Source organism: Pseudomonas sp. H3_E04 (genome assembly GCF_054668915.1).
In genome coordinates this window covers 3,695,074-3,717,863 of sequence record NZ_CP162797.1, presented here as the reverse complement: position 1 = coordinate 3,717,863, position 22,790 = coordinate 3,695,074, and the positions used below count along the sequence as shown (strand labels likewise).

Annotated in this window: 33 protein-coding genes; all 33 read left to right on the top strand. The window is 55.1% G+C overall.

Translation table 11 applies throughout. From position 1 onward, the window contains the following. Window positions 1-13 precede the first annotated feature (13 nt). On the top strand, window positions 14-4,213 hold the full coding sequence (gene rpoC / locus AB4N53_RS16825) for a DNA-directed RNA polymerase subunit beta' (protein WP_460121803.1): 4,200 nt from the start codon (window positions 14-16) through the stop codon (window positions 4,211-4,213). Window positions 4,214-4,429: 216 nt separating this feature from the next. Then, complete coding sequence (rpsL, locus tag AB4N53_RS16820) at window positions 4,430-4,801, top strand: 30S ribosomal protein S12 (protein WP_003186084.1); 372 nt, start codon at window positions 4,430-4,432, stop codon at window positions 4,799-4,801. A gap of 107 nt (window positions 4,802-4,908) precedes the next feature. Then, window positions 4,909-5,382: a 30S ribosomal protein S7 gene (rpsG, locus tag AB4N53_RS16815; RefSeq protein WP_016772941.1), complete on the top strand. Its 474-nt coding sequence runs from the start codon at window positions 4,909-4,911 to the stop codon at window positions 5,380-5,382. Between the two features lie 30 nt (window positions 5,383-5,412). Beyond that, window positions 5,413-7,518 carry an elongation factor G gene (gene fusA, locus AB4N53_RS16810; protein WP_016772942.1) on the top strand — a complete coding sequence of 702 codons (2,106 nt, stop codon included), beginning with the start codon at window positions 5,413-5,415 and terminating at the stop codon, window positions 7,516-7,518. A gap of 31 nt (window positions 7,519-7,549) precedes the next feature. After that, entirely contained in the window at window positions 7,550-8,743 is a 1,194-nt protein-coding gene (tuf, locus tag AB4N53_RS16805) for an elongation factor Tu (RefSeq protein WP_064361246.1), read from the top strand. A gap of 154 nt (window positions 8,744-8,897) precedes the next feature. Beyond that, entirely contained in the window at window positions 8,898-9,209 is a 312-nt protein-coding gene (gene rpsJ, locus AB4N53_RS16800) for a 30S ribosomal protein S10 (RefSeq protein WP_003186070.1), read from the top strand. An 80-nt stretch (window positions 9,210-9,289) separates the two neighbouring features. After that, complete coding sequence (gene rplC, locus AB4N53_RS16795) at window positions 9,290-9,925, top strand: 50S ribosomal protein L3 (RefSeq protein WP_003228738.1); 636 nt, start codon at window positions 9,290-9,292, stop codon at window positions 9,923-9,925. A 12-nt stretch (window positions 9,926-9,937) separates the two neighbouring features. Beyond that, window positions 9,938-10,540: a 50S ribosomal protein L4 gene (rplD, locus tag AB4N53_RS16790; RefSeq protein WP_003228735.1), complete on the top strand. Its 603-nt coding sequence runs from the start codon at window positions 9,938-9,940 to the stop codon at window positions 10,538-10,540. Next, entirely contained in the window at window positions 10,537-10,836 is a 300-nt protein-coding gene (gene rplW / locus AB4N53_RS16785; protein ID WP_002555488.1) for a 50S ribosomal protein L23, read from the top strand. Before rplD ends, rplW begins: the two co-directional genes overlap by 4 nt. Before the next feature lie 14 nt (window positions 10,837-10,850). Further along, window positions 10,851-11,675, top strand: a complete 825-nt coding sequence (rplB, locus tag AB4N53_RS16780) for a 50S ribosomal protein L2 (protein WP_016772943.1) — start codon at window positions 10,851-10,853, stop codon at window positions 11,673-11,675. A 16-nt stretch (window positions 11,676-11,691) separates the two neighbouring features. Beyond that, window positions 11,692-11,967, top strand: coding sequence for a 30S ribosomal protein S19 (gene rpsS / locus AB4N53_RS16775; protein WP_011336172.1), 276 nt, complete (start codon window positions 11,692-11,694; stop codon window positions 11,965-11,967). An 11-nt stretch (window positions 11,968-11,978) separates the two neighbouring features. Further along, window positions 11,979-12,311, top strand: coding sequence for a 50S ribosomal protein L22 (rplV, locus tag AB4N53_RS16770; RefSeq protein ID WP_003103908.1), 333 nt, complete (start codon window positions 11,979-11,981; stop codon window positions 12,309-12,311). A gap of 13 nt (window positions 12,312-12,324) precedes the next feature. Further along, window positions 12,325-13,011: a 30S ribosomal protein S3 gene (rpsC, locus tag AB4N53_RS16765; RefSeq protein ID WP_003176422.1), complete on the top strand. Its 687-nt coding sequence runs from the start codon at window positions 12,325-12,327 to the stop codon at window positions 13,009-13,011. 12 nt (window positions 13,012-13,023) lie between these two features. Next, window positions 13,024-13,437, top strand: a complete 414-nt coding sequence (gene rplP / locus AB4N53_RS16760; RefSeq protein ID WP_003228729.1) for a 50S ribosomal protein L16 — start codon at window positions 13,024-13,026, stop codon at window positions 13,435-13,437. Beyond that, on the top strand, window positions 13,437-13,628 hold the full coding sequence (gene rpmC, locus AB4N53_RS16755) for a 50S ribosomal protein L29 (protein ID WP_002555481.1): 192 nt from the start codon (window positions 13,437-13,439) through the stop codon (window positions 13,626-13,628). The genes rplP and rpmC overlap by 1 nt, the downstream gene beginning before the upstream one ends. Before the next feature lie 2 nt (window positions 13,629-13,630). Then, window positions 13,631-13,897, top strand: a complete 267-nt coding sequence (gene rpsQ / locus AB4N53_RS16750; RefSeq protein WP_003194644.1) for a 30S ribosomal protein S17 — start codon at window positions 13,631-13,633, stop codon at window positions 13,895-13,897. Between the two features lie 23 nt (window positions 13,898-13,920). After that, window positions 13,921-14,289, top strand: a complete 369-nt coding sequence (rplN, locus tag AB4N53_RS16745) for a 50S ribosomal protein L14 (RefSeq protein WP_002555479.1) — start codon at window positions 13,921-13,923, stop codon at window positions 14,287-14,289. An 11-nt stretch (window positions 14,290-14,300) separates the two neighbouring features. After that, window positions 14,301-14,615, top strand: a complete 315-nt coding sequence (gene rplX / locus AB4N53_RS16740; protein ID WP_003186046.1) for a 50S ribosomal protein L24 — start codon at window positions 14,301-14,303, stop codon at window positions 14,613-14,615. Between the two features lie 20 nt (window positions 14,616-14,635). Next, window positions 14,636-15,175, top strand: a complete 540-nt coding sequence (gene rplE / locus AB4N53_RS16735; RefSeq protein WP_003210069.1) for a 50S ribosomal protein L5 — start codon at window positions 14,636-14,638, stop codon at window positions 15,173-15,175. Window positions 15,176-15,188: 13 nt separating this feature from the next. After that, on the top strand, window positions 15,189-15,494 hold the full coding sequence (gene rpsN / locus AB4N53_RS16730) for a 30S ribosomal protein S14 (RefSeq protein ID WP_003186042.1): 306 nt from the start codon (window positions 15,189-15,191) through the stop codon (window positions 15,492-15,494). Between the two features lie 208 nt (window positions 15,495-15,702). Beyond that, a complete protein-coding gene (rpsH, locus tag AB4N53_RS16725; RefSeq protein WP_016772944.1) occupies window positions 15,703-16,095 on the top strand; it encodes a 30S ribosomal protein S8 in 393 nt (130 codons plus the stop codon). A gap of 12 nt (window positions 16,096-16,107) precedes the next feature. Next, window positions 16,108-16,641, top strand: a complete 534-nt coding sequence (gene rplF / locus AB4N53_RS16720) for a 50S ribosomal protein L6 (protein WP_003228722.1) — start codon at window positions 16,108-16,110, stop codon at window positions 16,639-16,641. 10 nt (window positions 16,642-16,651) lie between these two features. Then, window positions 16,652-17,002, top strand: a complete 351-nt coding sequence (gene rplR / locus AB4N53_RS16715; protein ID WP_003186037.1) for a 50S ribosomal protein L18 — start codon at window positions 16,652-16,654, stop codon at window positions 17,000-17,002. Window positions 17,003-17,005: 3 nt separating this feature from the next. Continuing rightward, window positions 17,006-17,506: a 30S ribosomal protein S5 gene (rpsE, locus tag AB4N53_RS16710; RefSeq protein WP_007955637.1), complete on the top strand. Its 501-nt coding sequence runs from the start codon at window positions 17,006-17,008 to the stop codon at window positions 17,504-17,506. A gap of 2 nt (window positions 17,507-17,508) precedes the next feature. Further along, window positions 17,509-17,685, top strand: a complete 177-nt coding sequence (gene rpmD / locus AB4N53_RS16705; protein ID WP_003176408.1) for a 50S ribosomal protein L30 — start codon at window positions 17,509-17,511, stop codon at window positions 17,683-17,685. A gap of 3 nt (window positions 17,686-17,688) precedes the next feature. Further along, window positions 17,689-18,126 carry a 50S ribosomal protein L15 gene (gene rplO / locus AB4N53_RS16700; RefSeq protein WP_003228720.1) on the top strand — a complete coding sequence of 146 codons (438 nt, stop codon included), beginning with the start codon at window positions 17,689-17,691 and terminating at the stop codon, window positions 18,124-18,126. Next, on the top strand, window positions 18,127-19,455 hold the full coding sequence (gene secY / locus AB4N53_RS16695; RefSeq protein WP_016772945.1) for a preprotein translocase subunit SecY: 1,329 nt from the start codon (window positions 18,127-18,129) through the stop codon (window positions 19,453-19,455). Between the two features lie 27 nt (window positions 19,456-19,482). After that, entirely contained in the window at window positions 19,483-19,599 is a 117-nt protein-coding gene (gene rpmJ, locus AB4N53_RS16690; protein ID WP_002555468.1) for a 50S ribosomal protein L36, read from the top strand. Between the two features lie 130 nt (window positions 19,600-19,729). Continuing rightward, on the top strand, window positions 19,730-20,086 hold the full coding sequence (gene rpsM / locus AB4N53_RS16685; RefSeq protein WP_003186020.1) for a 30S ribosomal protein S13: 357 nt from the start codon (window positions 19,730-19,732) through the stop codon (window positions 20,084-20,086). A 30-nt stretch (window positions 20,087-20,116) separates the two neighbouring features. Further along, window positions 20,117-20,506: a 30S ribosomal protein S11 gene (gene rpsK / locus AB4N53_RS16680; RefSeq protein WP_002555466.1), complete on the top strand. Its 390-nt coding sequence runs from the start codon at window positions 20,117-20,119 to the stop codon at window positions 20,504-20,506. A gap of 18 nt (window positions 20,507-20,524) precedes the next feature. Continuing rightward, window positions 20,525-21,145: a 30S ribosomal protein S4 gene (rpsD, locus tag AB4N53_RS16675; RefSeq protein ID WP_003176404.1), complete on the top strand. Its 621-nt coding sequence runs from the start codon at window positions 20,525-20,527 to the stop codon at window positions 21,143-21,145. Between the two features lie 22 nt (window positions 21,146-21,167). Further along, a complete protein-coding gene (locus AB4N53_RS16670) occupies window positions 21,168-22,169 on the top strand; it encodes a DNA-directed RNA polymerase subunit alpha (RefSeq protein WP_016772946.1) in 1,002 nt (333 codons plus the stop codon). 42 nt (window positions 22,170-22,211) lie between these two features. Further along, window positions 22,212-22,598: a 50S ribosomal protein L17 gene (gene rplQ, locus AB4N53_RS16665; protein ID WP_003176402.1), complete on the top strand. Its 387-nt coding sequence runs from the start codon at window positions 22,212-22,214 to the stop codon at window positions 22,596-22,598. Window positions 22,599-22,790: the final 192 nt, after the last annotated feature.

The window sequence follows — 22,790 nt, the reverse complement described above, 5'->3', positions numbered from 1 at the left end:
AGGAGGAAAGGCCTTGAAAGACCTACTGAATTTGCTGAAAAACCAGGGTCAAGTCGAAGAGTTCGACGCCATCCGTATCGGATTGGCCTCGCCGGAGATGATCCGTTCGTGGTCGTTCGGTGAAGTTAAAAAGCCGGAAACCATCAACTACCGTACGTTCAAACCTGAGCGTGACGGCCTGTTCTGCGCCAAGATCTTTGGCCCGGTAAAGGATTACGAGTGCCTGTGCGGTAAGTACAAGCGCTTGAAGCACCGTGGTGTGATCTGCGAGAAGTGCGGCGTTGAAGTTGCACTGGCCAAGGTTCGTCGTGAGCGCATGGCGCATATCGAACTGGCTTCGCCGGTTGCTCACATCTGGTTCCTGAAATCGCTGCCGTCGCGTATCGGCCTGCTGATGGACATGACCCTGCGTGATATCGAACGCGTTCTCTACTTCGAGAGCTATGTCGTTATCGATCCAGGCATGACCACCCTTGAAAAAGGTCAGCTGCTGAACGACGAGCAGTACTTCGAAGCGCTGGAAGAGTTCGGTGACGATTTCGACGCCCGCATGGGTGCCGAAGCTGTCCGTGAACTGCTGCACGCTATCGACCTGGAACACGAGATTGGCCGTCTGCGCGAAGAGATTCCGCAAACCAACTCGGAAACCAAGATCAAGAAGCTGTCCAAGCGTCTGAAGTTGATGGAAGCCTTCCAGGGTTCCGGCAACCTGCCAGAGTGGATGGTGCTGACCGTTCTGCCGGTTCTGCCGCCAGATCTGCGTCCACTGGTCCCGCTGGATGGCGGTCGTTTCGCGACCTCCGACCTCAACGATCTGTATCGTCGAGTGATCAACCGTAACAACCGTTTGAAGCGCCTGCTGGATCTGTCCGCTCCGGACATCATCGTGCGCAACGAAAAGCGTATGTTGCAGGAAGCTGTCGATGCTCTGCTCGACAACGGTCGTCGTGGCCGCGCTATCACCGGTTCCAACAAGCGTCCTCTGAAATCCCTGGCTGACATGATCAAGGGTAAGCAGGGCCGTTTCCGTCAGAACTTGCTCGGTAAGCGTGTTGACTACTCCGGTCGTTCGGTAATTACCGTAGGCCCGACCCTGCGTCTGCACCAGTGCGGTCTGCCGAAGAAGATGGCTCTCGAGCTGTTCAAGCCGTTCATTTTCGGCAAGCTGGAAATGCGTGGTCTGGCGACCACCATCAAAGCGGCCAAGAAAATGGTCGAGCGCGAACTGCCAGAGGTTTGGGACGTTCTCGCCGAAGTGATTCGCGAACACCCGGTTCTTCTCAACCGTGCACCGACCCTTCACCGTCTGGGTATCCAGGCGTTTGAACCGGTACTGATCGAAGGTAAGGCTATCCAGCTGCACCCTCTGGTCTGCGCCGCGTACAACGCCGACTTCGACGGCGACCAAATGGCCGTGCACGTACCGCTGACGCTGGAAGCCCAGCTTGAAGCGCGTGCGTTGATGATGTCGACCAACAACATTCTGTCGCCAGCCAACGGTGAGCCAATCATCGTTCCGTCGCAGGACGTTGTACTGGGTCTGTACTACATGACTCGTGAAGCGATCAACGCCAAAGGCGAAGGCCGTGTATTCGCGGATCTGCAGGAAGTTGACCGTGTGTTCCGTGCCGGCGAAGCCGCACTGCACGCCAAGGTCAAGGTTCGTATCAACGAAACCGTCAACGACCGTGACGGCAACAGCGTGAGCGGTACCCGTATCGTCGACACCACTGTCGGCCGTGCGCTGCTGTTCCAGGTTGTGCCAAAAGGTCTGTCGTACGACGTCGTCAACCTGCCGATGAAGAAGAAAGCGATCTCCAAGCTGATCAACCAGTGCTACCGCGTGGTTGGTCTGAAAGAGACCGTGATCTTCGCTGACCAGTTGATGTACACCGGTTTCGCTTACTCGACCATCTCCGGCGTTTCCATCGGTGTTAACGACTTCGTTATCCCGGATGAAAAAGCCCGCATCATCGGTGCAGCCACCGACGAAGTGAAAGAGATCGAGAGCCAGTACGCCTCCGGCCTGGTAACCCAGGGCGAGAAGTACAACAAAGTGATCGACCTCTGGTCGAAAGCGAACGACGAAGTTTCCAAGGCGATGATGGCCAACCTCTCGAAAGAGAAAGTCATCGACCGTCACGGCGACGAAGTCGACCAAGAGTCTTTCAACTCGATGTACATGATGGCCGACTCGGGTGCGCGGGGTTCCGCAGCACAGATTCGTCAGCTGGCCGGTATGCGTGGTCTGATGGCCAAGCCGGACGGTTCCATCATTGAAACGCCGATTACGGCGAACTTCCGTGAAGGTCTGAGCGTACTTCAGTACTTCATCTCGACTCACGGTGCTCGTAAAGGTCTGGCGGATACCGCGTTGAAAACCGCTAACTCCGGTTACCTGACTCGTCGTCTGGTAGACGTGGCGCAGGATCTGGTGGTTACCGAGATCGATTGCGGCACCGAACACGGTCTGCTGATGACTCCGCACATTGAAGGCGGTGACGTTGTAGAGCCGTTGGGTGAGCGCGTATTGGGTCGTGTGATTGCCCGTGACGTGTTCAAGCCGGGTACCGAGGACGTTATCGTTCCTGCTGGCACTCTGGTTGACGAGAAGTGGGTCGAATTCATCGAGCTGAACAGCATCGACGAAGTGATCGTGCGTTCGCCGATCAGCTGCGAAACCCGCTACGGCATCTGCGCCAAGTGCTATGGCCGTGATCTGGCTCGTGGTCACCAGGTGAACATCGGTGAAGCGGTCGGCGTTATCGCTGCCCAGTCCATCGGTGAGCCGGGTACCCAGCTCACCATGCGTACTTTCCACATCGGTGGTGCGGCAAGCCGTACTTCCGCAGCCGACAGCGTTCAGGTGAAGAATGGCGGTACCGTCCGTCTGCACAACCTGAAGCACGTTGAGCGAGTGGATGGCCACCTGGTTGCTGTGTCCCGTTCCGGTGAGCTGGCAATCGCGGACGACTTCGGTCGTGAGCGCGAGCGTTACAAGCTGCCGTACGGTGCTGTGATTTCGGTTAAGGAAGGTGACAAGGTCGACGCTGGCGCAATCGTGGCCAAGTGGGATCCGCACACTCACCCGATCGTTACCGAAATGAAAGGTACCGTGACCTACGTGGGCATGGAAGAAGGCATCACGATCAAGCGTCAGACTGACGAATTGACCGGTATGACCAACATTGAAGTACTCGACGCGAAAGATCGTCCTGCAGCGGGCAAAGAAATTCGTCCTGCAGTGAAGATGGTCGACGACAACGGCAAGGATCTGTTGCTGCCAGGCACTGACGTTATCGCTCAGTACTTCCTGCCAGCCAACGCCCTGGTCGGTGTGGCTGACGGTGCGAAGATTGCGATCGGTGACGTTATCGCTCGTATTCCGCAGGAAACTTCGAAGACCCGTGACATCACCGGTGGTCTGCCGCGTGTTGCCGACCTGTTCGAAGCCCGTCGTCCGAAAGAAGCGTCGATTCTGGCTGAAGTCAGCGGCACCATCGCGTTCGGTAAAGAGACCAAGGGCAAGCGCCGTCTGGTCATTACCCCGAACGACGGTAGCGATCCGTACGAAGAGCTGATTCCGAAGTGGCGTCACCTGAACGTCTTCGAAGGCGAACAGGTAAACCGCGGCGAAGTTATCTCCGACGGCCCAAGCGATCCGCACGACATCCTGCGTCTGCTGGGTGTAAGCGCGCTGGCCAAGTACATCGTCAACGAGATCCAGGACGTTTATCGTCTGCAAGGCGTGAAGATCAACGACAAGCACATCGAGACCATCCTGCGTCAGATGCTGCGTAAAGTTGAGATCTCCGAGTCCGGCGATTCCAGCTTCATCAAGGGCGACCAGATGGAACTGACTCACGTACTGGTAGAAAACGAGCGTCTGGGCGCGGAAGACAAGTTTGTCTCCAAGTTCACTCGCGTTCTGCTGGGTATCACCAAGGCGTCGTTGTCCACCGAATCGTTCATCTCGGCGGCTTCCTTCCAGGAAACCACCCGCGTACTGACCGAAGCGGCAGTCACCGGCAAGCGCGATTACCTGCGCGGCCTGAAAGAAAACGTAGTCGTGGGTCGTCTGATCCCGGCCGGTACCGGTCTTGCCTATCACAGCGAGCGCAAGCGTCGCCGTGATGCCGACAAGCCGTTGCGCGTAAGCGCCAGTGAAGTGGAAGCTGCACTGACCGAAGCGCTGAACTCGAGCGGTAACTGAGTTCTGCGATAAACGAGCGTGAGGCCCTGATCGCTCCGTTCGTCGAATCGAGACATCAAGTCAAGGTTCGATGGGCGGGGAGGTCGGGGCCTTGCCTTGACTGGAATCAAGATCCTCTTTAGACTCTTGATCCCCTAAATTTGGCGGGAATTCGTTCCTGCCATTTTGCTTTTCTTGCAAGACAATAGCGTCGCAAGACAACAGTGGAGCTAGTAGATGGCAACTATCAACCAGCTGGTACGTCAGCCGCGTAAGCGTATCGTCGAGAAATCCGACGTACCTGCGCTGCAGAACTGCCCGCAACGTCGTGGCGTGTGCACCCGTGTGTACACCACCACGCCGAAAAAACCTAACTCGGCACTGCGTAAAGTATGCCGTGTGCGTCTGACCAACGGTTTCGAGGTTTCCTCGTACATCGGTGGTGAAGGCCACAACCTGCAAGAGCACAGCGTGGTACTGATCCGCGGCGGTCGTGTAAAAGACTTGCCAGGTGTTCGTTACCACACCGTTCGCGGCTCCTTGGATACTTCCGGCGTTAAAGGCCGTAACCAGGGTCGTTCGAAGTACGGTACCAAGCGTCCGAAGTAATCGGCCGTTTTGCAGATTTTTATTTTATTGAGTCGATAAGAGTAAGGTCGGGCACGCATCCTCTGGATCTGTCCCGAGCTAACCTGAAGACCGCTTGAGGGCTTATCATGCCAAGACGTCGCGTAGCAGCAAAGCGTGAGATTCTGGACGATCCGAAATACGGAAGCCAGATCCTCGCCAAATTCATGAACCACGTTATGGAAAGCGGCAAGAAAGCCGTTGCCGAGCGTATCGTTTATGGTGCCCTGGAAACCGTTGCGGCCCGTAAGGCTGGCACCGATCCCCTGGAACTCTTCGAAAAAGCACTCGACGCCATCGCTCCGCTGGTCGAAGTGAAGTCGCGCCGCGTTGGTGGTGCTACTTACCAGGTTCCGGTCGAGGTTCGTCCTTCCCGTCGTAACGCTCTGGCAATGCGCTGGTTGGTAGACTTCGCCCGTAAGCGCGGCGAGAAGTCTATGGCTCTGCGTTTGGCTGGCGAACTGCTGGATGCTGCTGAAGGTAAAGGTGCTGCTGTTAAGAAGCGTGAAGACGTGCACCGTATGGCCGAAGCTAACAAAGCTTTCTCGCACTACCGCTTCTAATTTTAGCTTCACTAATTTTGCGAGGGCTTTATGGCTCGTACTACTCCGATTAGCCGCTACCGTAACATCGGTATCGTCGCTCACGTGGATGCTGGTAAAACCACCACCACCGAGCGCGTACTGTTTTACACCGGCAAAAGTCACAAAATGGGCGAGGTGCATGATGGCGCCGCGACCACAGACTGGATGGTTCAGGAGCAGGAGCGTGGTATCACCATTACTTCTGCTGCCATTACCGCCTTCTGGAAAGGTTCCGAGAAGCAGTACTCTCACGAGCACCGTTTCAACGTAATCGATACCCCAGGCCACGTAGACTTCACTATTGAAGTTGAGCGTTCCCTGCGCGTACTCGACGGCGCTGTCGTTGTGTTCTGCGGTACTTCGGGTGTTGAGCCGCAGTCGGAAACCGTATGGCGTCAAGCCAACAAATACGGCGTTCCACGTCTTGTTTACGTAAACAAGATGGACCGTGCCGGCGCCAACTTCCTGCGCGTGATCGGTCAGATCAAGCAGCGTCTGGGTCACACTCCGGTGCCGATCCAGTTGGCTATCGGTTCCGAAGACAACTTCCAGGGTCAGATCGATCTGATCAACATGCAAGCTGTCTACTGGAACGACTCCGACAAAGGTATGGTCCCTGTTCGCAAGGACATTCCTGCCGAGCTCCAAGAGCTGGCCGAAGAGTGGCGCAACAACATGGTTGAGGCTGCTGCCGAAGCCAACGAAGAGCTGATGAACAAGTACCTGGAAGGCGAAGAGCTGTCGATCGAAGAGATCAAGGCTGCTTTGCGTCAGCGTACTATCGCCGGCGAAATCGTTCTGGCCGTTTGCGGTTCTTCGTTCAAGAACAAGGGCGTTCCCCTGGTTCTCGACGCCGTTATCGACTACCTGCCTGCTCCGACCGACATTCCTGCTATCAAGGGTTCCAACCCTGATAACGAGGAAGAGGAGATGGAGCGTCATGCAGACGACAACGAGCCTTTCGCGGCTCTGGCGTTCAAGATCGCTACCGACCCATTCGTGGGTACTCTGACCTTCGTCCGCGTTTACTCGGGCGTGTTGAACTCCGGCGACGGCGTGATCAACTCGGTCAAAGGCAAGAAAGAGCGCGTGGGTCGTATGGTGCAAATGCACGCAAACGCCCGTGAAGAGATCAAGGAAGTGCGCGCTGGCGACATCGCGGCCCTGATCGGCATGAAGGACGTCACCACTGGTGAAACCCTCTGCAACGCTGACAAGCCAATCATCCTGGTTCGCATGGACTTCCCGGAGCCGGTTATTTCGGTTGCCGTAGAGCCTAAGACCAAGGATGACCAGGAAAAAATGGGTATCGCTCTGGGCAAACTGGCTCAGGAAGACCCGTCTTTCCGCGTTAAAACTGATGAAGAGACTGGTCAGACGATCATCTCCGGCATGGGCGAGCTGCACCTGGACATCCTGGTTGACCGGATGCGCCGTGAGTTCAACGTCGAAGCCAACATCGGCAAGCCTCAGGTTTCGTATCGTGAGCGCATCACGAAGAACTGTGAAATCGAAGGCAAGTTCGTTCGTCAGTCCGGTGGTCGCGGCCAGTTCGGTCACTGCTGGATCCGTTTTGCGCCTGCTGACGAAGGTCAGGAAGGTCTGCAATTCGTGAACGAAGTTGTAGGTGGTGTGGTTCCTAAGGAATACATCCCGGCTATCCAGAAGGGTATCGAAGAGCAGATGAAGAACGGCGTTGTTGCCGGCTATCCGCTGATCGGCCTGAAGGCTACCGTGTTCGATGGTTCTTACCATGACGTCGACTCCAACGAGATGGCGTTCAAGGTGGCTGCTTCCATGGCGACCAAGCAACTGGCCCAGAAGGGCGGTGGTGAGTTGCTCGAGCCGATCATGGCGGTAGAGGTTGTTACGCCTGAAGACTATATGGGTGATGTGATGGGCGACCTTAACCGTCGTCGCGGCATGATCCAGGGTATGGAAGACACAGTGTCCGGCAAGGTTATCCGTGCCGAGGTTCCACTGGGTGAGATGTTCGGTTATGCAACCGACGTTCGTTCCATGTCCCAGGGTCGCGCAAGCTACTCTATGGAATTCAAAAAATACGATACGGCTCCGTCGCACATCGTCGAATCCGTAACCAAAAAACAAGGCTGATTCAGCCCCTTTAGGCTAGGAGTTAATTGTCGTGGCTAAAGAAAAATTTGATCGTTCCCTACCGCACGTCAACGTTGGCACCATTGGTCACGTTGACCACGGTAAAACCACTCTGACTGCTGCTCTGACTCGCGTTTGCTCCGAAGTTTTCGGTTCTGCAATCGTTGACTTCGACAAGATCGACAGCGCACCAGAAGAAAAAGCTCGCGGTATCACCATCAACACCGCGCACGTTGAGTACAACTCGAAGATCCGTCACTACGCTCACGTTGACTGCCCAGGTCACGCTGACTACGTGAAGAACATGATCACCGGTGCTGCTCAGATGGACGGCGCTATCCTGGTTTGCTCGGCCGCTGATGGTCCGATGCCGCAAACCCGTGAGCACATCCTGCTGTCCCGTCAGGTTGGCGTTCCGTACATCGTGGTCTTCCTGAACAAGGCTGACCTGGTAGACGACGCTGAGCTGCTGGAACTGGTTGAGATGGAAGTTCGTGACCTGCTGTCGACTTACGACTTCCCGGGCGACGACACTCCGATCATCATCGGTTCGGCTCGTATGGCGCTGGAAGGCAAAGACGACAACGAGATGGGCACCACTGCCGTCAAGAAACTGGTTGAAACTCTGGATGCCTACATCCCAGAACCAGTTCGTATGATCGACAAGCCATTCCTGATGCCAATCGAAGACGTATTCTCGATCTCGGGTCGCGGTACTGTTGTGACTGGTCGTATCGAGCGCGGTATCGTTCGCGTTCAGGATCCGCTGGAAATCGTTGGTCTGCGTGACACCACCGTTACTACTTGCACCGGTGTTGAAATGTTCCGCAAGCTGCTCGACGAAGGTCGTGCTGGCGAGAACTGCGGCGTTCTGCTGCGTGGTACCAAGCGTGACGACGTTGAGCGTGGCCAGGTTCTGGTCAAGCCAGGTTCGGTCAAGCCGCACACCAAGTTCACCGCAGAAGTTTACGTTCTGAGCAAGGAAGAAGGCGGCCGTCACACTCCGTTCTTCAAAGGCTACCGTCCACAGTTCTACTTCCGTACTACTGACGTGACTGGTAACTGCGAGCTGCCAGAAGGCGTTGAAATGGTAATGCCAGGTGACAACATTCAGATGACTGTTACCCTGATCAAAACCATCGCGATGGAAGATGGTCTGCGTTTCGCTATCCGTGAAGGCGGTCGTACCGTCGGCGCCGGCGTCGTAGCCAAAATCATCGAGTAAGACTTTTAAAGTCAGCTTGATGGATTGAAAAAGCCCCCGCTCAGCGGGGGCTTTTTTATTGGGTTGACACCTATCGGGGGCGTCTATAGAATTGCGCCTCCTTTTAACGGGCGTATTGCGCCCGGTGGGAATAGCAGCCGGAGTCTGAAATCCAATGCAAAATCAGCAAATCCGTATCAGGTTGAAGGCTTTTGACCATCGCCTGATCGACCAATCAACCCAGGAAATCGTGGAAACCGCGAAACGTACTGGTGCTCAAGTGCGTGGTCCAATTCCACTGCCTACCCGTAAAGAGCGGTTCACCGTTCTGGTTTCCCCGCACGTCAACAAAGACGCGCGTGACCAGTACGAGATCCGCACTCATAAGCGTGTTCTGGATATCGTCCAGCCAACGGATAAAACCGTTGATGCGCTGATGAAGCTTGATCTTGCGGCCGGTGTGGAAGTGCAGATCAGCCTCGGCTAAGACTCGGTCTTGGTCGTGTAACGCTCTGAAATGGGCGGCCATAGCGGGTGAAAGCCCCGTACACTCATGAGGTTTACAACATGACTATTGGTGTAGTCGGTCGTAAATGCGGTATGACCCGTATTTTCACCGAAGAAGGTGTCTCCATTCCGGTCACGGTCATTGAGATCGAGCCGAATCGCGTCACCCAGTTCAAAACTGAAGAGACCGATGGCTATCGTGCAGTGCAAGTCACTGTCGGCGAGCGTCGTGCTTCGCGTGTAACAGCAGCTCAGGCTGGTCACTTCGCTAAAGCGAATGTTGCCGCTGGTCGCACCACCATGGAATTCCGTCTTGAAGAAGGCGAGTACCAGGCAGGCGATCTGATCAACGCTGAAATCTTCGCCGCTGGTCAACTGGTTGATGTAACCGGTCAGTCCAAGGGTAAAGGCTTCCAGGGTACGATCAAGCGTTGGAATTTCCGCGGGCAAGATAACACCCACGGTAACTCCGTATCCCACCGCGTCCCAGGCTCTATCGGCCAGTGCCAGACTCCTGGTCGTGTATTCAAGGGCAAAAAAATGTCCGGTCATATGGGCGCTGAGCGCGTGACCGTGCAGTCCCTGGAAGTAGTGCGCGTGGACGCTGAACGCAATCTGTTGTTGGTCAAGGGTGCTGTTCCTGGCGCTACTGGCGGCAACCTGGTTGTACGTCCAGCAGCCAAGGCTCGCGGTTAAGGGGAAGCTGACATGCAATTAAATGTAAATGACGCTCAAGCGATCGAAGTTTCCGAACTGACATTTGGCGGCGAATTCAACGAGACGCTGGTTCACCAAGCAGTCGTGGCCTACATGGCCGGCGGCCGTCAAGGTAGCAAGCAGCAGAAGACCCGTTCCGACGTTCGTGGTGGCGGCAAGCGCCCATGGCGTCAGAAAGGTACTGGCCGTGCTCGTGCCGGTACTATCCGTAGCCCAATCTGGCGTGGCGGCGGTACCACTTTCGCAGCTCGTCCACAGGATCACTCCCAGAAGCTGAACAAGAAGATGTATCGCGCAGCAATGCGTTCCATCCTTGCTGAGCTGGTGCGTACTGATCGTCTGGTCGTGGTTCAGGATTTCGCTGTTGAAACTCCGAAAACCAAAGATCTGCTGGGCAAACTGAACAACATGAGCCTGACCGACGTTCTGATCGTGTCGGACGCTGTTGATCAGAACCTGTACCTGGCTGCTCGCAACCTGCCGCACGTAGATGTACGTGATGTGCAAGGTTCCGATCCAGTTAGTCTGATCGCATACGACAAGGTGTTGATCACCGTGTCGGCCGTGAAGAAATTCGAGGAGCTGCTGGGATGAACCAGGAACGCGTATTTAAAGTTCTGCTTGGCCCGCACGTTTCCGAGAAGGCTACGGTTCTGGCAGACAAGAAAGGCCAGTTCGTTTTCAAGGTTGCTACCGATGCAACCAAGCTGGAAATCAAGAAGGCCGTCGAAAGCCTGTTCAGCGTGAAAGTAGAGCGCGTCACTACCCTGAACGTTCTGGGTAAGAGCAAGCGCACTGCTCGCGGTCTGGGCAAGCGTAATGACTGGAAGAAGGCAGTTATCTCCCTTCAGCCAGGCCAAGATCTCGATTTCAGCAGCAGTGCTGAGTAAGGAAGGGGTGCATCATGGCAATCGTTAAATGCAAACCGACTTCCCCTGGCCGCCGTTTTGTGGTCAAGGTGGTCAACCAGGAGCTGCATAAAGGCGCTCCTCACGCACCGCTGCTCGAGAAAAAATCGAAGTCTGGTGGTCGTAACAACAATGGCCGTATTACCACTCGTCACATCGGTGGTGGTCATAAGCAGCATTACCGTATGGTCGATTTCCGTCGCAACGACAAAGATGGCATCGTCGCCACTGTCGAGCGTATCGAATACGATCCAAACCGTACTGCTCACATCGCACTGCTCTGCTACGCAGACGGCGAGCGCCGCTACATCATCGCCCCTAAAGGCGTGAGTGCTGGCGACCAGCTGATCGCAGGCGCTCTGGCTCCAATCAAGCCAGGCAACGCTCTGCAACTGCGCAACATTCCAGTCGGTTCTACCGTACACGGCATCGAATTGAAGCCAGGTAAAGGTGCACAGATCGCTCGTTCCGCTGGTGCTTCGGCTCAGCTGATCGCTCGTGAAGGTGTCTACGTGACCCTGCGTCTGCGTTCCGGTGAAATGCGTAAAGTCCTGGCTGAATGCCGTGCGACCCTGGGTGAAGTCTCGAACTCCGAGCACAGCCTGCGTTCGCTGGGTAAAGCTGGTGCCAAACGCTGGCGTGGCGTTCGCCCAACCGTTCGTGGTGTTGCCATGAACCCGGTTGACCACCCACATGGTGGTGGTGAAGGTCGTACCTCTGGTGGTCGTCATCCGGTATCGCCATGGGGCTTCCCGACTAAGGGCGCGAAGACTCGTGGTAATAAGCGTACCGACAAAATGATCGTCCGTCGTCGCAAGTAAATAGAGGGATACGACAGTGCCACGTTCTCTGAAAAAAGGTCCTTTTATTGATCTTCACCTACTGAAGAAGATCGAAGTGGCGGCGGAAAAGAACGATCGCAAACCAATTAAAACCTGGTCGCGTCGTTCGATGATCCTGCCACAAATGGTCGGTCTGACCATCGCAGTACACAACGGTCGTCAGCACGTCCCAGTTCTCGTTAACGAAGACATGGTCGGCCACAAACTGGGCGAGTTCGCCGGTACCCGCAACTATCGCGGGCACGTGGCTGACAAGAAAGCCAAGCGTTAAGGGGTAAGGAAATGGAAGTAGCCGCTAAGTTGTCGGGCGCTCGAATCTCCGCCCAGAAAGCCCGCTTGGTCGCCGACCAGATCCGCGGGAAGAAGGTGGGCGAAGCGCTCAACCTGTTGGCTTTCAGCAGTAAGAAAGCCGCCGAGATCATGAAGAAAGTGCTGGAGTCGGCCGTAGCCAACGCCGAGCATAACGAAGGCGCAGACGTTGATGACCTGAAGGTCAGCACCGTTTTCGTCAACGAAGGGCGTTCGCTGAAGCGCATCATGCCACGTGCCAAAGGCCGTGCTGATCGCATCGTCAAGCGGTCTTGCCATATCACTGTCAAGGTTGCTGACAAGTAACGGAGTCGAAGAGATGGGTCAGAAAGTACATCCCATTGGCATTCGCCTGGGAATCGTCAAGGAGCACACCTCCGTCTGGTACGCAGACGGTCGGACTTATGCGGACTACTTGTTCGCAGATCTGAAAGTGCGTGAGTATCTCCAAGACAAACTAAAAAGCGCGTCCGTAAGCCGTATCGATATCCATCGTCCGGCCCAAACTGCACGCATCACCATCCACACCGCTCGTCCAGGTATCGTTATCGGGAAGAAAGGTGAAGATGTTGAGAAACTGCGTCAGGACCTGACCAAGCAAATGGGTGTGCCTGTGCACATCAATATCGAAGAGATCCGCAAGCCGGAGCTCGACGGTATGCTGGTTGCGCAGAGCGTAGCTCAGCAGCTGGAGCGTCGTGTAATGTTCCGTCGCGCTATGAAGCGCGCTGTACAGAACGCCATGCGCATTGGTGCCAAAGGCATCAAAATCCAAGTGAGCGGTCGTCTCGGCGGTGCTGAAATCGCACGTACTGAATGGTATCGCGAAGGTCGTGTGCCACTGCACACCCTGCGTGCCGACATCGACTATGCCAACTACGAAGCTCACACCACTTATGGTGTGATCGGTGTAAAGGTTTGGATCTTCAAAGGCGAAGTTATTGGTGGTCGCCAAGAAGAACTGAAACCACAAGCACCAGCGCCTCGTAAAAAAGCTGCTAAGTAAGGGGTACGCCAAATGTTGCAACCAAAGCGTACGAAGTTCCGCAAGCAGATGACCGGCCACAACCGTGGTCTGGCACTGCGCGGTAGCAAAGTCAGCTTCGGCGAGTTCGCGCTGAAGTCTGTTGCTCGTGGTCGTCTCACCGCTCGTCAGATCGAGTCAGCGCGTCGTGCTCTGACCCGTCACGTAAAACGTGGCGGCAAGATCTGGATCCGTGTATTCCCGGACAAGCCGATCTCCAAGAAGCCTCTCGAGGTTCGTATGGGTAAAGGTAAGGGTAACGTGGAGTACTGGGTTGCCCAGATTCAGCCAGGCAAAGTCCTGTATGAAATCGAGGGTGTTTCTGAAGAGCTGGCGCGTGAGGCTTTCGCCCTGGCTGCTGCAAAGCTGCCGCTCGCCACCTCCTTTGTTAAACGGACGGTGATGTGATGAAAGCGAATGAACTTCGTGAAAAATCCGCACAGCAGCTGAACGAGCAACTGCTCGGCTTGCTGCGCGACCAGTTCAATCTGCGCATGCAGAAAGCAACTGGCCAGTTGGGGCAGTCTCATCTGCTCTCGCAAGTTAAGCGTGACATCGCTCGCGTGAAGACTGTGCTCAACCAGCAGGCAGGTAAGTGATCATGGCTGAAGCCGAAAAAACTGTCCGTACGCTGACTGGCCGTGTTGTCAGCGACAAGATGGACAAAACCATCACCGTTCTGATCGAGCGTCGCGTAAAGCACCCGATCTACGGTAAATACGTTAAGCGTTCGACTAAGCTGCACGCGCACGACGAAACCAATCAGTGCCACATCGGCGACAAAGTCACTATTCGTGAAACTCGTCCGATGGCCAAGACCAAGTCTTGGGCGCTGGTTGATGTTCTCGAACGCGCTGTGGAAGTCTAAGGGCTAGGGGTCGGAGAAATTATATGATTCAGACTCAATCCATGCTCGATGTGGCCGATAACAGCGGCGCTCGCCGTGTTATGTGCATCAAGGTGCTGGGTGGCTCCCATCGTCGTTACGCTGGTATCGGTGACATCATCAAAGTTACCGTCAAGGAAGCAATTCCTCGCGGTAAGGTGAAAAAAGGCCAAGTGATGACTGCTGTTGTAGTCCGCACTCGTCACGGCGTACGTCGTGCTGATGGCTCCATTATCCGCTTTGATGGCAACGCTGCTGTTCTTCTGAACAACAAGCAAGAGCCGATCGGCACCCGTATCTTTGGGCCAGTGACCCGTGAACTTCGTACTGAGAAGTTCATGAAGATCGTCTCGCTCGCCCCAGAAGTGCTGTAAGGAGATCCGACATGCAAAAGATTCGTCGTGACGACGAGATCATCGTGATCGCCGGCAAAGACAAAGGTAAGCGCGGTAAGGTGCTGAAGGTTCTTGCTGACAACCGTCTGGTTGTTGGTGGTCTGAACCTGGTCAAGCGTCATACCAAGCCTAACCCGATGTCGGGCGTACAGGGCGGTATCGTCGAGAAAGAAGCGCCACTGCACGCTTCCAACGTCGCCATCTTCAACGGCGAAACCAACAAGGCTGACCGCGTTGGTTTCAAAGTAGAAGACGGTAAGAAAATTCGTGTCTTCAAGTCGACCCAAAAAGCGGTTGATGCTTGAACACTGCTAGGTAGAAGACCATGGCACGACTAAAAGAGATTTACCGGAAGGAAATCGCTCCGAAACTTAAGGAAGAACTTAAGCTTTCGAACGTGATGGAAGTTCCGCGCGTTACCAAAATCACCCTGAACATGGGTCTGGGCGAAGCGATCGGCGACAAAAAAGTCATCGAGCACGCTGTTGCTGACCTGGAAAAGATCACCGGCCAGAAAGTCGTTGTGACCTACGCTCGTAAATCCATCGCTGGCTTCAAAGTCCGCGAAGGATGGCCGATCGGCGTCAAAGTGACCCTGCGCCGTGAGCGTATGTACGAGTTCCTGGATCGTCTGCTGTCGATCTCCCTGCCTCGGGTTCGCGACTTCCGCGGCCTGAATGCCAAGTCCTTCGATGGTCGTGGCAACTACAGCATGGGCGTGAAAGAGCAGATCATTTTCCCGGAAATCGACTACGACAAGATCGATGCTCTCCGCGGTCTGGACATTACCCTGACCACCACTGCCAAGAACGATGATGAAGGCCGCGCTCTGCTGCGTGCTTTCAAATTCCCGTTCCGCAACTGATTGGAGTAGGAAAATGGCCAAGAAGAGCATGAAAAACCGTGAGCTGAAGCGTCAGCTCACCGTTGCCAAGTACGCCACCAAGCGTGCAGCGCTGAAAGCTATCATCGTCGATCTGAACGCAAGTCCAGAAGCGCGTTGGGAAGCTACCGTAGCTCTGCAGAAGCAACCACGTGACGCAAGCGCTTCGCGCATGCGTAACCGTTGCCGCCTGACTGGTCGTCCGCACGGCGTGTACCGCAAGTTCGGCCTCGGCCGTAACATGCTGCGTCAAGCTGCAATGCGTGGTGACGTGCCAGGTCTGGTTAAAGCCAGCTGGTAATAGTTGTCAAAGTCTCGGTGTTCGGGTTCGCAAGAGCCTGACCATCGGTGGCCTTGAATCTGAATCAAGCCCCTTTTGGGGCTTGATTCATTTCTGGGGTGTGTCTAGAATGACCGGCTCGCCTGAGCCCGTGTTTTTCTGCCCGGAAGTTCTCGGCGACAAGTAGTAGCCGCAAGGCTAATTTTTTTGTATTAGGAGCGTCTAGCCCATGAGTATGCAGGACCCGTTAGCGGACATGCTAACTCGAATCCGTAATGCCCAGATGGCTGAAAAGTCTGTCGTAAGCATGCCGTCTTCCACGTTGAAGGCAGCTGTAGCAAAAGTCCTGAAGGACGAAGGTTACATCGCGGATTTTCAGATCACCACCGACGCCAAGCCGTCGCTGTCCATCTCGCTGAAGTACTTCGAAGGCCGTCCGGTTATCGAAGAAGTGAAGCGCGTTAGTCGTCCAGGCCTGCGTCAGTACAAGTCCGTTGAAGATCTGCCGAAAGTTCGTGGCGGTCTTGGCGTGTCTATCGTCTCCACCAACAAAGGTGTGATGACGGATCGTGCTGCGCGCGCTGCCGGTGTCGGCGGCGAAGTTCTTTGCACTGTGTTCTAAGGGGGGATAAGCATGTCTCGCGTCGCTAAGAACCCCGTTAAGCTGCCAGCCGGTGTCGAAGTCAAATTCGCAGGCCAACAGCTTTCGGTGAAGGGTGCCAAGGGTACTCTTGAACTGAACATCCATTCGTCCGTTGAGATCGTTGAAGAAGCTGGTGAGCTGCGTTTCGCTGCTCGCAATGGCGATCAACAAACTCGCGCAATGGCCGGTACCACGCGTGCGTTGGTAAACAACATGGTCCAGGGCGTAAGCCAAGGCTTCGAGCGCAAGCTCCAGCTGGTCGGTGTTGGTTACAAAGCGCAAGCAAAAGGTCAGGTTCTGAACCTGGCTCTTGGCTTCTCGCACCCAGTGGATTACGAACTGCCGGAAGGCATCACCGCTGAGACTCCTAGCCAGACCGATATCCTGATCAAGGGCATCGACAAGCAGCTGGTAGGTCAAGTGGCCGCCGAGATCCGCGACTTCCGTCCACCAGAGCCGTACAAAGGCAAAGGTGTGCGCTACGCGGACGAAGTCGTCCGTCGTAAAGAAGCCAAGAAGAAGTAGGGCATAGCAAATGACCGACAAAAAAGTTACTCGACTGCGTCGCGCTCGCAAAGCACGCCTGAAAATGCACGAACTCGAAGTCGTGCGTCTCTGCGTGTTCCGCTCGTCGCAGCACATCTACGCCCAGGTCATCTCGGCCGACGGCAACAAAGTCCTGGCAAGTGCCTCGACTTTGGATAAAGAACTGCGTGATGGTGCCACTGGCAACATCGACGCGGCCACAAAGGTTGGCCAGCTGGTCGCTACGCGTGCTAAGGCCGCTGGCGTATCGCAAGTGGCTTTCGACCGCTCTGGCTTCAAGTACCACGGCCGCGTTAAAGCGCTGGCTGATGCTGCTCGTGAAGCTGGGCTGGAGTTCTAAGTTATGTCAAATAACGACCAAAAGCGCGACGAAGGCTACATTGAGAAGCTGGTTCAAGTTAACCGCGTAGCCAAAACCGTTAAAGGCGGCCGTATCTTCACTTTCACCGCGTTGACCGTGGTTGGTGATGGTAAAGGGCGTGTTGGCTTCGGCCGTGGCAAGTCGCGTGAAGTGCCTGCTGCGATCCAGAAGGCAATGGAAGCTGCTCGCCGCAACATGATTCAAGTTGACCTGAACGGCACAACTCTGCAGTACGCAATGAAGTCCGCTCACGGCGCTTCGAAGGTGTACATGCAGCCTGCTTCTGAAGGTACCGGTATCATCGCTGGCGGCGCTATGCGTGCTGTCCTCGAAGTTGCTGGCGTTCAGAACGTTCTGGCCAAGTGCTACGGCTCGACTAACCCGGTAAACGTGGTTCACGCCACTTTCAAGGGTCTGAAGGCTATGCAGTCTCCTGAGTCCATCGCTGCCAAGCGTGGCCTGCGTGTTGAGGAGATCAAGTAATCATGGCTACCGTTAAAGTTACGCTGATCAAAAGCATGACCGGCCGCATCCCTAACCACAAACTGTGCGTTAAGGGTCTGGGTCTGCGTCGCATCGGTCACACTGTAGAAGTCCAGGATACTCCCGAGAATCGCGGGATGATCAACAAGGCTTACTACATGCTGCGTGTCGAGGGTTAATCGATGAAACTCAATGATCTGAGTCCAGCGCCGGGTTCCCGTCGCGAAAAGCATCGTCCGGGCCGTGGTATCGGTAGTGGTTTGGGCAAGACTGGTGGCCGTGGTCACAAAGGTCAGACCTCCCGCTCCGGTGGCACCATCGCTCCAGGCTTTGAAGGCGGTCAACAGCCGCTGCATCGTCGCCTGCCTAAGTTCGGTTTCGTTTCCTTGAAAGCCATGGATCGCGCAGAAGTGCGTTTGTCCGAGCTGGCCAAAGTGGAAGGCGACATCGTTACTGTGCAGTCCCTGAAAGATGCCAACGTGATCAACGTCAACGTACAGCGTGTGAAAATCATGCTGTCCGGTGAAGTGACTCGCGCTGTCACTATCGGCAAGGGAATCGGCGCCACCAAAGGTGCGCGTGCGGCTATCGAAGCAGCTGGCGGCAAGTTCGAGGAATAAATGGCTAAGCAAGGTGCTCTCTCTGCGCTCGGCAAAGGCGGTATGTCTGAACTCTGGGCTCGTCTGCGTTTTCTGTTCCTGGCGATTATCGTCTACCGAATAGGCGCACACATCCCGGTTCCAGGTATCAACCCGGACCGACTCGCAGACCTGTTTCGACAGAATGAGGGGACCATTCTTAGCTTGTTCAACATGTTCTCCGGCGGCGCGCTGGAACGGATGAGCATCTTTGCACTGGGGATCATGCCGTACATTTCGGCATCAATCATCATGCAACTGATGACCGCCGTCAGCCCGCAGCTGGAGCAGTTGAAGAAGGAAGGTGAAGCTGGCCGTCGCAAGATTAGCCAGTACACCCGCTACCTCACCGTCGCTCTCGCTCTGGTCCAGGCTATTGGCATGTCCATTGGTCTGGCGGGGCAGGGCGTCGCGTTCACTGGTGACTTTGGCTTCCATTTCGTCGCGGTAACCACATTTGTGGCTGGTGCGATGTTCATGATGTGGCTGGGTGAGCAGATTACTGAGCGTGGTGTTGGCAACGGTATCTCGATGTTGATTTTTTCGGGTATCGTCGCCGGTCTTCCGAGAGCAATCGGGCAGTCTTTCGAGTCTGCTCGTCAGGGTGATATCAACATCTTCGCCCTGGTTGCCATCGGTTTGCTGGCAGTAGCGATTATCGGTTTCGTGGTGTTCATTGAGCGTGGCCAGCGTCGTATCGCTGTTCACTACGCCAAGCGTCAGCAGGGCCGCAAGGTTTTTGCTGCGCAGACAAGCCACTTGCCGCTGAAGGTGAACATGGCCGGTGTTATTCCGGCTATTTTCGCAAGCAGCATTTTGCTGTTTCCGGCTTCGTTGGGTGCCTGGTTCGGTCAGTCTGAAGGTATGGGCTGGTTGCAGGACATCTCGCAGTCGATCGCTCCTGGTCAGCCGTTGAATATTCTGCTGTTTAGTGCAGGGATTATTTTCTTCTGCTTCTTCTATACGGCGTTGATGTTCAATCCGAAAGACGTAGCGGAAAACCTGAAGAAGTCCGGTGCCTTTATTCCGGGCATCCGTCCAGGTGAGCAGTCTGCGCGCTATATTGATGGCGTTCTGACCCGCTTGACCCTGTTCGGTGCTCTTTACATGACGGCCGTGTGCCTGTTGCCCCAATTCCTGGTGGTTGCAGCAAACGTTCCGTTCTACCTTGGCGGGACCTCGTTGCTGATCGTGGTCGTGGTTGTGATGGACTTCATGTCCCAAGTACAATCGCACCTCGTTTCGCACCAGTACGAATCCCTGATGAAGAAAGCCAACCTGAAGGGTTACGGCAGCGGCATGTTGCGCTGAGTACCCATAAGGTTCGAGGAGTTGGTGATGAAAGTTCGTGCATCGGTGAAAAAGCTGTGCCGTAACTGCAAGATTATTCGCCGCGAAGGTGTTGTTCGAGTAATTTGCAGCGCGGAACCGCGTCACAAACAGCGCCAAGGCTGAGTGTGATTGTGCTTCAAGCCCGGTAGCTAGTGCGCTACCGGGTTGATTATTTGTTATTACAGCGATATTATCTCGCGCCCTATTTCTTGGCTTCCGGGGCGTAGGTAGCTGTCAATTGGAGTCCCACTGAATGGCCCGTATTGCAGGCGTTAACATTCCAGATAACAAGCATACTGTTATCTCGCTGACCTACATCTATGGTGTTGGTCGCACTACTGCGCAGAAGATCTGTGCAGTGACTGGGGTAAACCCAGCAGCAAAGATCAAAGATCTGAGCGACGAGCAAATTGAACAGCTGCGTGGCGAAGTGGCGAAGTTCACCACTGAAGGTGACCTGCGTCGCGAAATCAACATGAAAATCAAGCGCTTGATGGACCTCGGTTGCTATCGCGGTCTGCGTCATCGTCGTGGTCTGCCAGTACGCGGTCAGCGTACCAAGACCAACGCGCGTACCCGTAAAGGTCCGCGTAAGCCGATCCGCAAGTAATCGCCCCAGCGAATCGACAGGAATTTAATCATGGCAAAACCTGCTGCTCGTCCTCGTAAAAAAGTTAAAAAGACAGTGGTTGATGGCATCGCCCACATCCATGCATCTTTTAACAACACCATCGTGACCATTACCGACCGTCAAGGTAACGCTCTTTCCTGGGCTACCTCCGGTGGTTCGGGTTTCCGCGGTTCCCGCAAGTCCACCCCGTTCGCTGCTCAAGTAGCTGCTGAACGTGCTGGTCAAGCTGCGCTGGAATACGGCCTGAAAAACCTCGACGTAAACGTCAAGGGTCCAGGTCCAGGTCGTGAATCCGCAGTCCGCGCTTTGAACGGCTGTGGCTACAAGATCGCCAGCATCACCGACGTGACGCCAATCCCGCACAACGGGTGCCGTCCGCCGAAGAAGCGCCGCGTGTAATCCAGGAGATTGTAAAGAATGGCTCGTTACATTGGTCCAAAATGCAAACTCGCTCGTCGCGAAGGCACCGATCTCTTCCTGAAGAGCGGCGTGCGCGCGATCGAATCGAAGTGCAACATTGAAGCAGCACCTGGTATCCACGGCCAGCGCCGCGGTCGCCAGTCCGACTACGGCACCCAACTGCGTGAAAAGCAGAAGGTCCGTCGTATCTACGGCGTTCTCGAGCGTCAGTTCAGCGGCTACTACAAAGAAGCTGCTGGCAAGAAAGGTGCAACCGGTGAAAACCTGCTGCAACTGCTCGAATGCCGTCTGGACAACGTTGTATACCGTATGGGCTTTGGTTCGACTCGTGCCGAATCCCGTCAACTGGTATCGCACAAGTCGATCAGCGTTAACGGTCAGACCGTAAACGTTCCGTCGTATCAGGTTCGTGCTGGTGACGTGGTTGCAGTTCGCGAGAAAGCAAAAAACCAGCTTCGCATTGTCCAAGCTCTCGATCTGTGTGCCCAACGTGGCCGCGTAGAATGGGTAGAAGTAGACACTGAGAAGAAGTCGGGCGTTTTCAAGAACGTTCCTGCTCGCAGTGATCTGTCCGCCGACATCAACGAAAGCCTGATTGTCGAGCTCTACTCCAAGTAAGGGCTAGAAAATAGGTGCATCCATGCAGATTTCGGTAAATGAGTTCCTGACACCCCGCCACATTGATGTGCAGGTTGTCAGTCCAACCCGCGCCAAGATCACTCTCGAGCCTCTCGAGCGTGGTTTTGGCCACACCCTGGGCAACGCGCTGCGCCGCATCCTGTTGTCCTCAATGCCCGGCTGCGCAGTAGTCGAGGCCGAGATTGACGGTGTGCTCCACGAGTACAGCGCCATCGAAGGTGTACAGGAAGACGTAATTGAAATCCTGTTGAACCTTAAAGGTCTGGCCATCAAGCTGCACGGTCGTGACGAAGTTACGCTGACCTTGTCGAAGAAGGGTTCGGGGGTGGTTACCGCTGCCGATATTCAGCTGGATCATGATGTCGAGATCGTTAATCCCGATCACGTAATCGCTAACCTGGCGTCTAACGGCGCCCTGAACATGAAGCTCACCGTAGCTCGTGGTCGTGGTTATGAACCAGCCGACTCGCGTCAGAGCGATGAAGACGAAAGCCGCAGCATCGGTCGCTTGCAGCTTGACTCTTCGTTCAGCCCGGTTCGCCGTATCGCTTACGTGGTGGAAAACGCCCGTGTCGAGCAGCGTACCAACCTGGACAAGCTGGTTATTGATCTGGAAACCAACGGTACTCTGGATCCTGAAGAGGCAATCCGTCGCGCTGCAACCATCCTGCAACAGCAGCTGGCTGCGTTCGTCGACCTCAAAGGTGAAAGTGAGCCGCTGGTTGTCGAGCAGGAAGACGAGATCGATCCGATCCTGCTTCGCCCGGTTGACGATCTGGAACTGACTGTACGTTCGGCTAACTGCCTTAAGGCGGAAAACATCTACTACATCGGCGACCTGATTCAGCGTACCGAAGTAGAGCTGTTGAAGACTCCGAACCTTGGCAAGAAATCCTTGACTGAAATCAAGGACGTTCTGGCCTCCCGCGGTCTGTCCCTCGGCATGCGCCTCGACAACTGGCCGCCTGCAAGTCTTAAGAAGGACGACAAGGCGACTGCCTGATCGTCGTAATCACCGAACGTAGTGTTTGGTAAGGAATGAACCATGCGTCATCGTAAAAGTGGTCGTCACCTGAGCCGCACCAGCTCGCACCGCAAGGCCATGTTCCAAAACATGGCGGTGTCGCTGTTCGAGCACGAGCTGATCAAAACTACTCTGCCAAAAGCCAAAGAACTGCGCCGCGTTGCCGAGCCGCTGATCACTCTGGCCAAGACAGACAGCCTGGCTAACCGCCGTCTGGCTTTCGACCGTACTCGTTCGAAAGCTATCGTTGGTAAGCTCTTCAACGACCTGGGCAAGCGTTACGCTACCCGTGAGGGTGGCTACCTGCGCATCCTCAAGTGCGGTTTCCGCGCTGGCGACAACGCGCCTATGGCGTACGTCGAGTTGGTTGATCGTGCTACTGCTGGCGAAGCTGTATCCGCCGAGTAAGACGTCAGTCTGAAACGAAAAACCGGGCCTAGTGCCCGGTTTTTTGTGCCTGTAAGAAATGCGTCGTCCGTACAAGTTTCTGACATGGTTGAACTGCCACTATGTGCCGGGTAAACATAATTAGTAATTATCTATCGATGCTTGCAAGTTAATGAATTTGTAGCTGTAACGTCGATGATCAATACTTCCCGC

Excerpts from the sequence above, each read along its gene's own strand:
- rpsL (WP_003186084.1), top strand. The coding sequence starts at position 4,430 with ATGGCAACTATCAACCAGCTGGTACGTCAGCCGCGTAAGCGTATCGTC.
- rpsG (WP_016772941.1), top strand. The coding sequence starts at position 4,909 with ATGCCAAGACGTCGCGTAGCAGCAAAGCGTGAGATTCTGGACGATCCG.
- fusA (WP_016772942.1), top strand. The coding sequence starts at position 5,413 with ATGGCTCGTACTACTCCGATTAGCCGCTACCGTAACATCGGTATCGTC.
- rpsJ (WP_003186070.1), top strand. The coding sequence starts at position 8,898 with ATGCAAAATCAGCAAATCCGTATCAGGTTGAAGGCTTTTGACCATCGC.
- rplC (WP_003228738.1), top strand. The coding sequence starts at position 9,290 with ATGACTATTGGTGTAGTCGGTCGTAAATGCGGTATGACCCGTATTTTC.
- rplD (WP_003228735.1), top strand. The coding sequence starts at position 9,938 with ATGCAATTAAATGTAAATGACGCTCAAGCGATCGAAGTTTCCGAACTG.
- rplW (WP_002555488.1), top strand. The coding sequence starts at position 10,537 with ATGAACCAGGAACGCGTATTTAAAGTTCTGCTTGGCCCGCACGTTTCC.
- rplB (WP_016772943.1), top strand. The coding sequence starts at position 10,851 with ATGGCAATCGTTAAATGCAAACCGACTTCCCCTGGCCGCCGTTTTGTG.
- rplV (WP_003103908.1), top strand. The coding sequence starts at position 11,979 with ATGGAAGTAGCCGCTAAGTTGTCGGGCGCTCGAATCTCCGCCCAGAAA.
- rpsC (WP_003176422.1), top strand. The coding sequence starts at position 12,325 with ATGGGTCAGAAAGTACATCCCATTGGCATTCGCCTGGGAATCGTCAAG.
- rplP (WP_003228729.1), top strand. The coding sequence starts at position 13,024 with ATGTTGCAACCAAAGCGTACGAAGTTCCGCAAGCAGATGACCGGCCAC.
- rpmC (WP_002555481.1), top strand. The coding sequence starts at position 13,437 with ATGAAAGCGAATGAACTTCGTGAAAAATCCGCACAGCAGCTGAACGAG.
- rpsQ (WP_003194644.1), top strand. The coding sequence starts at position 13,631 with ATGGCTGAAGCCGAAAAAACTGTCCGTACGCTGACTGGCCGTGTTGTC.
- rplN (WP_002555479.1), top strand. The coding sequence starts at position 13,921 with ATGATTCAGACTCAATCCATGCTCGATGTGGCCGATAACAGCGGCGCT.
- rplX (WP_003186046.1), top strand. The coding sequence starts at position 14,301 with ATGCAAAAGATTCGTCGTGACGACGAGATCATCGTGATCGCCGGCAAA.
- rplE (WP_003210069.1), top strand. The coding sequence starts at position 14,636 with ATGGCACGACTAAAAGAGATTTACCGGAAGGAAATCGCTCCGAAACTT.
- rpsN (WP_003186042.1), top strand. The coding sequence starts at position 15,189 with ATGGCCAAGAAGAGCATGAAAAACCGTGAGCTGAAGCGTCAGCTCACC.
- rpsH (WP_016772944.1), top strand. The coding sequence starts at position 15,703 with ATGAGTATGCAGGACCCGTTAGCGGACATGCTAACTCGAATCCGTAAT.
- rplF (WP_003228722.1), top strand. The coding sequence starts at position 16,108 with ATGTCTCGCGTCGCTAAGAACCCCGTTAAGCTGCCAGCCGGTGTCGAA.
- rplR (WP_003186037.1), top strand. The coding sequence starts at position 16,652 with ATGACCGACAAAAAAGTTACTCGACTGCGTCGCGCTCGCAAAGCACGC.
- rpsE (WP_007955637.1), top strand. The coding sequence starts at position 17,006 with ATGTCAAATAACGACCAAAAGCGCGACGAAGGCTACATTGAGAAGCTG.
- rpmD (WP_003176408.1), top strand. The coding sequence starts at position 17,509 with ATGGCTACCGTTAAAGTTACGCTGATCAAAAGCATGACCGGCCGCATC.
- rplO (WP_003228720.1), top strand. The coding sequence starts at position 17,689 with ATGAAACTCAATGATCTGAGTCCAGCGCCGGGTTCCCGTCGCGAAAAG.
- secY (WP_016772945.1), top strand. The coding sequence starts at position 18,127 with ATGGCTAAGCAAGGTGCTCTCTCTGCGCTCGGCAAAGGCGGTATGTCT.
- rpmJ (WP_002555468.1), top strand. The coding sequence starts at position 19,483 with ATGAAAGTTCGTGCATCGGTGAAAAAGCTGTGCCGTAACTGCAAGATT.
- rpsM (WP_003186020.1), top strand. The coding sequence starts at position 19,730 with ATGGCCCGTATTGCAGGCGTTAACATTCCAGATAACAAGCATACTGTT.
- rpsK (WP_002555466.1), top strand. The coding sequence starts at position 20,117 with ATGGCAAAACCTGCTGCTCGTCCTCGTAAAAAAGTTAAAAAGACAGTG.
- rpsD (WP_003176404.1), top strand. The coding sequence starts at position 20,525 with ATGGCTCGTTACATTGGTCCAAAATGCAAACTCGCTCGTCGCGAAGGC.
- AB4N53_RS16670 (WP_016772946.1), top strand. The coding sequence starts at position 21,168 with ATGCAGATTTCGGTAAATGAGTTCCTGACACCCCGCCACATTGATGTG.
- rplQ (WP_003176402.1), top strand. The coding sequence starts at position 22,212 with ATGCGTCATCGTAAAAGTGGTCGTCACCTGAGCCGCACCAGCTCGCAC.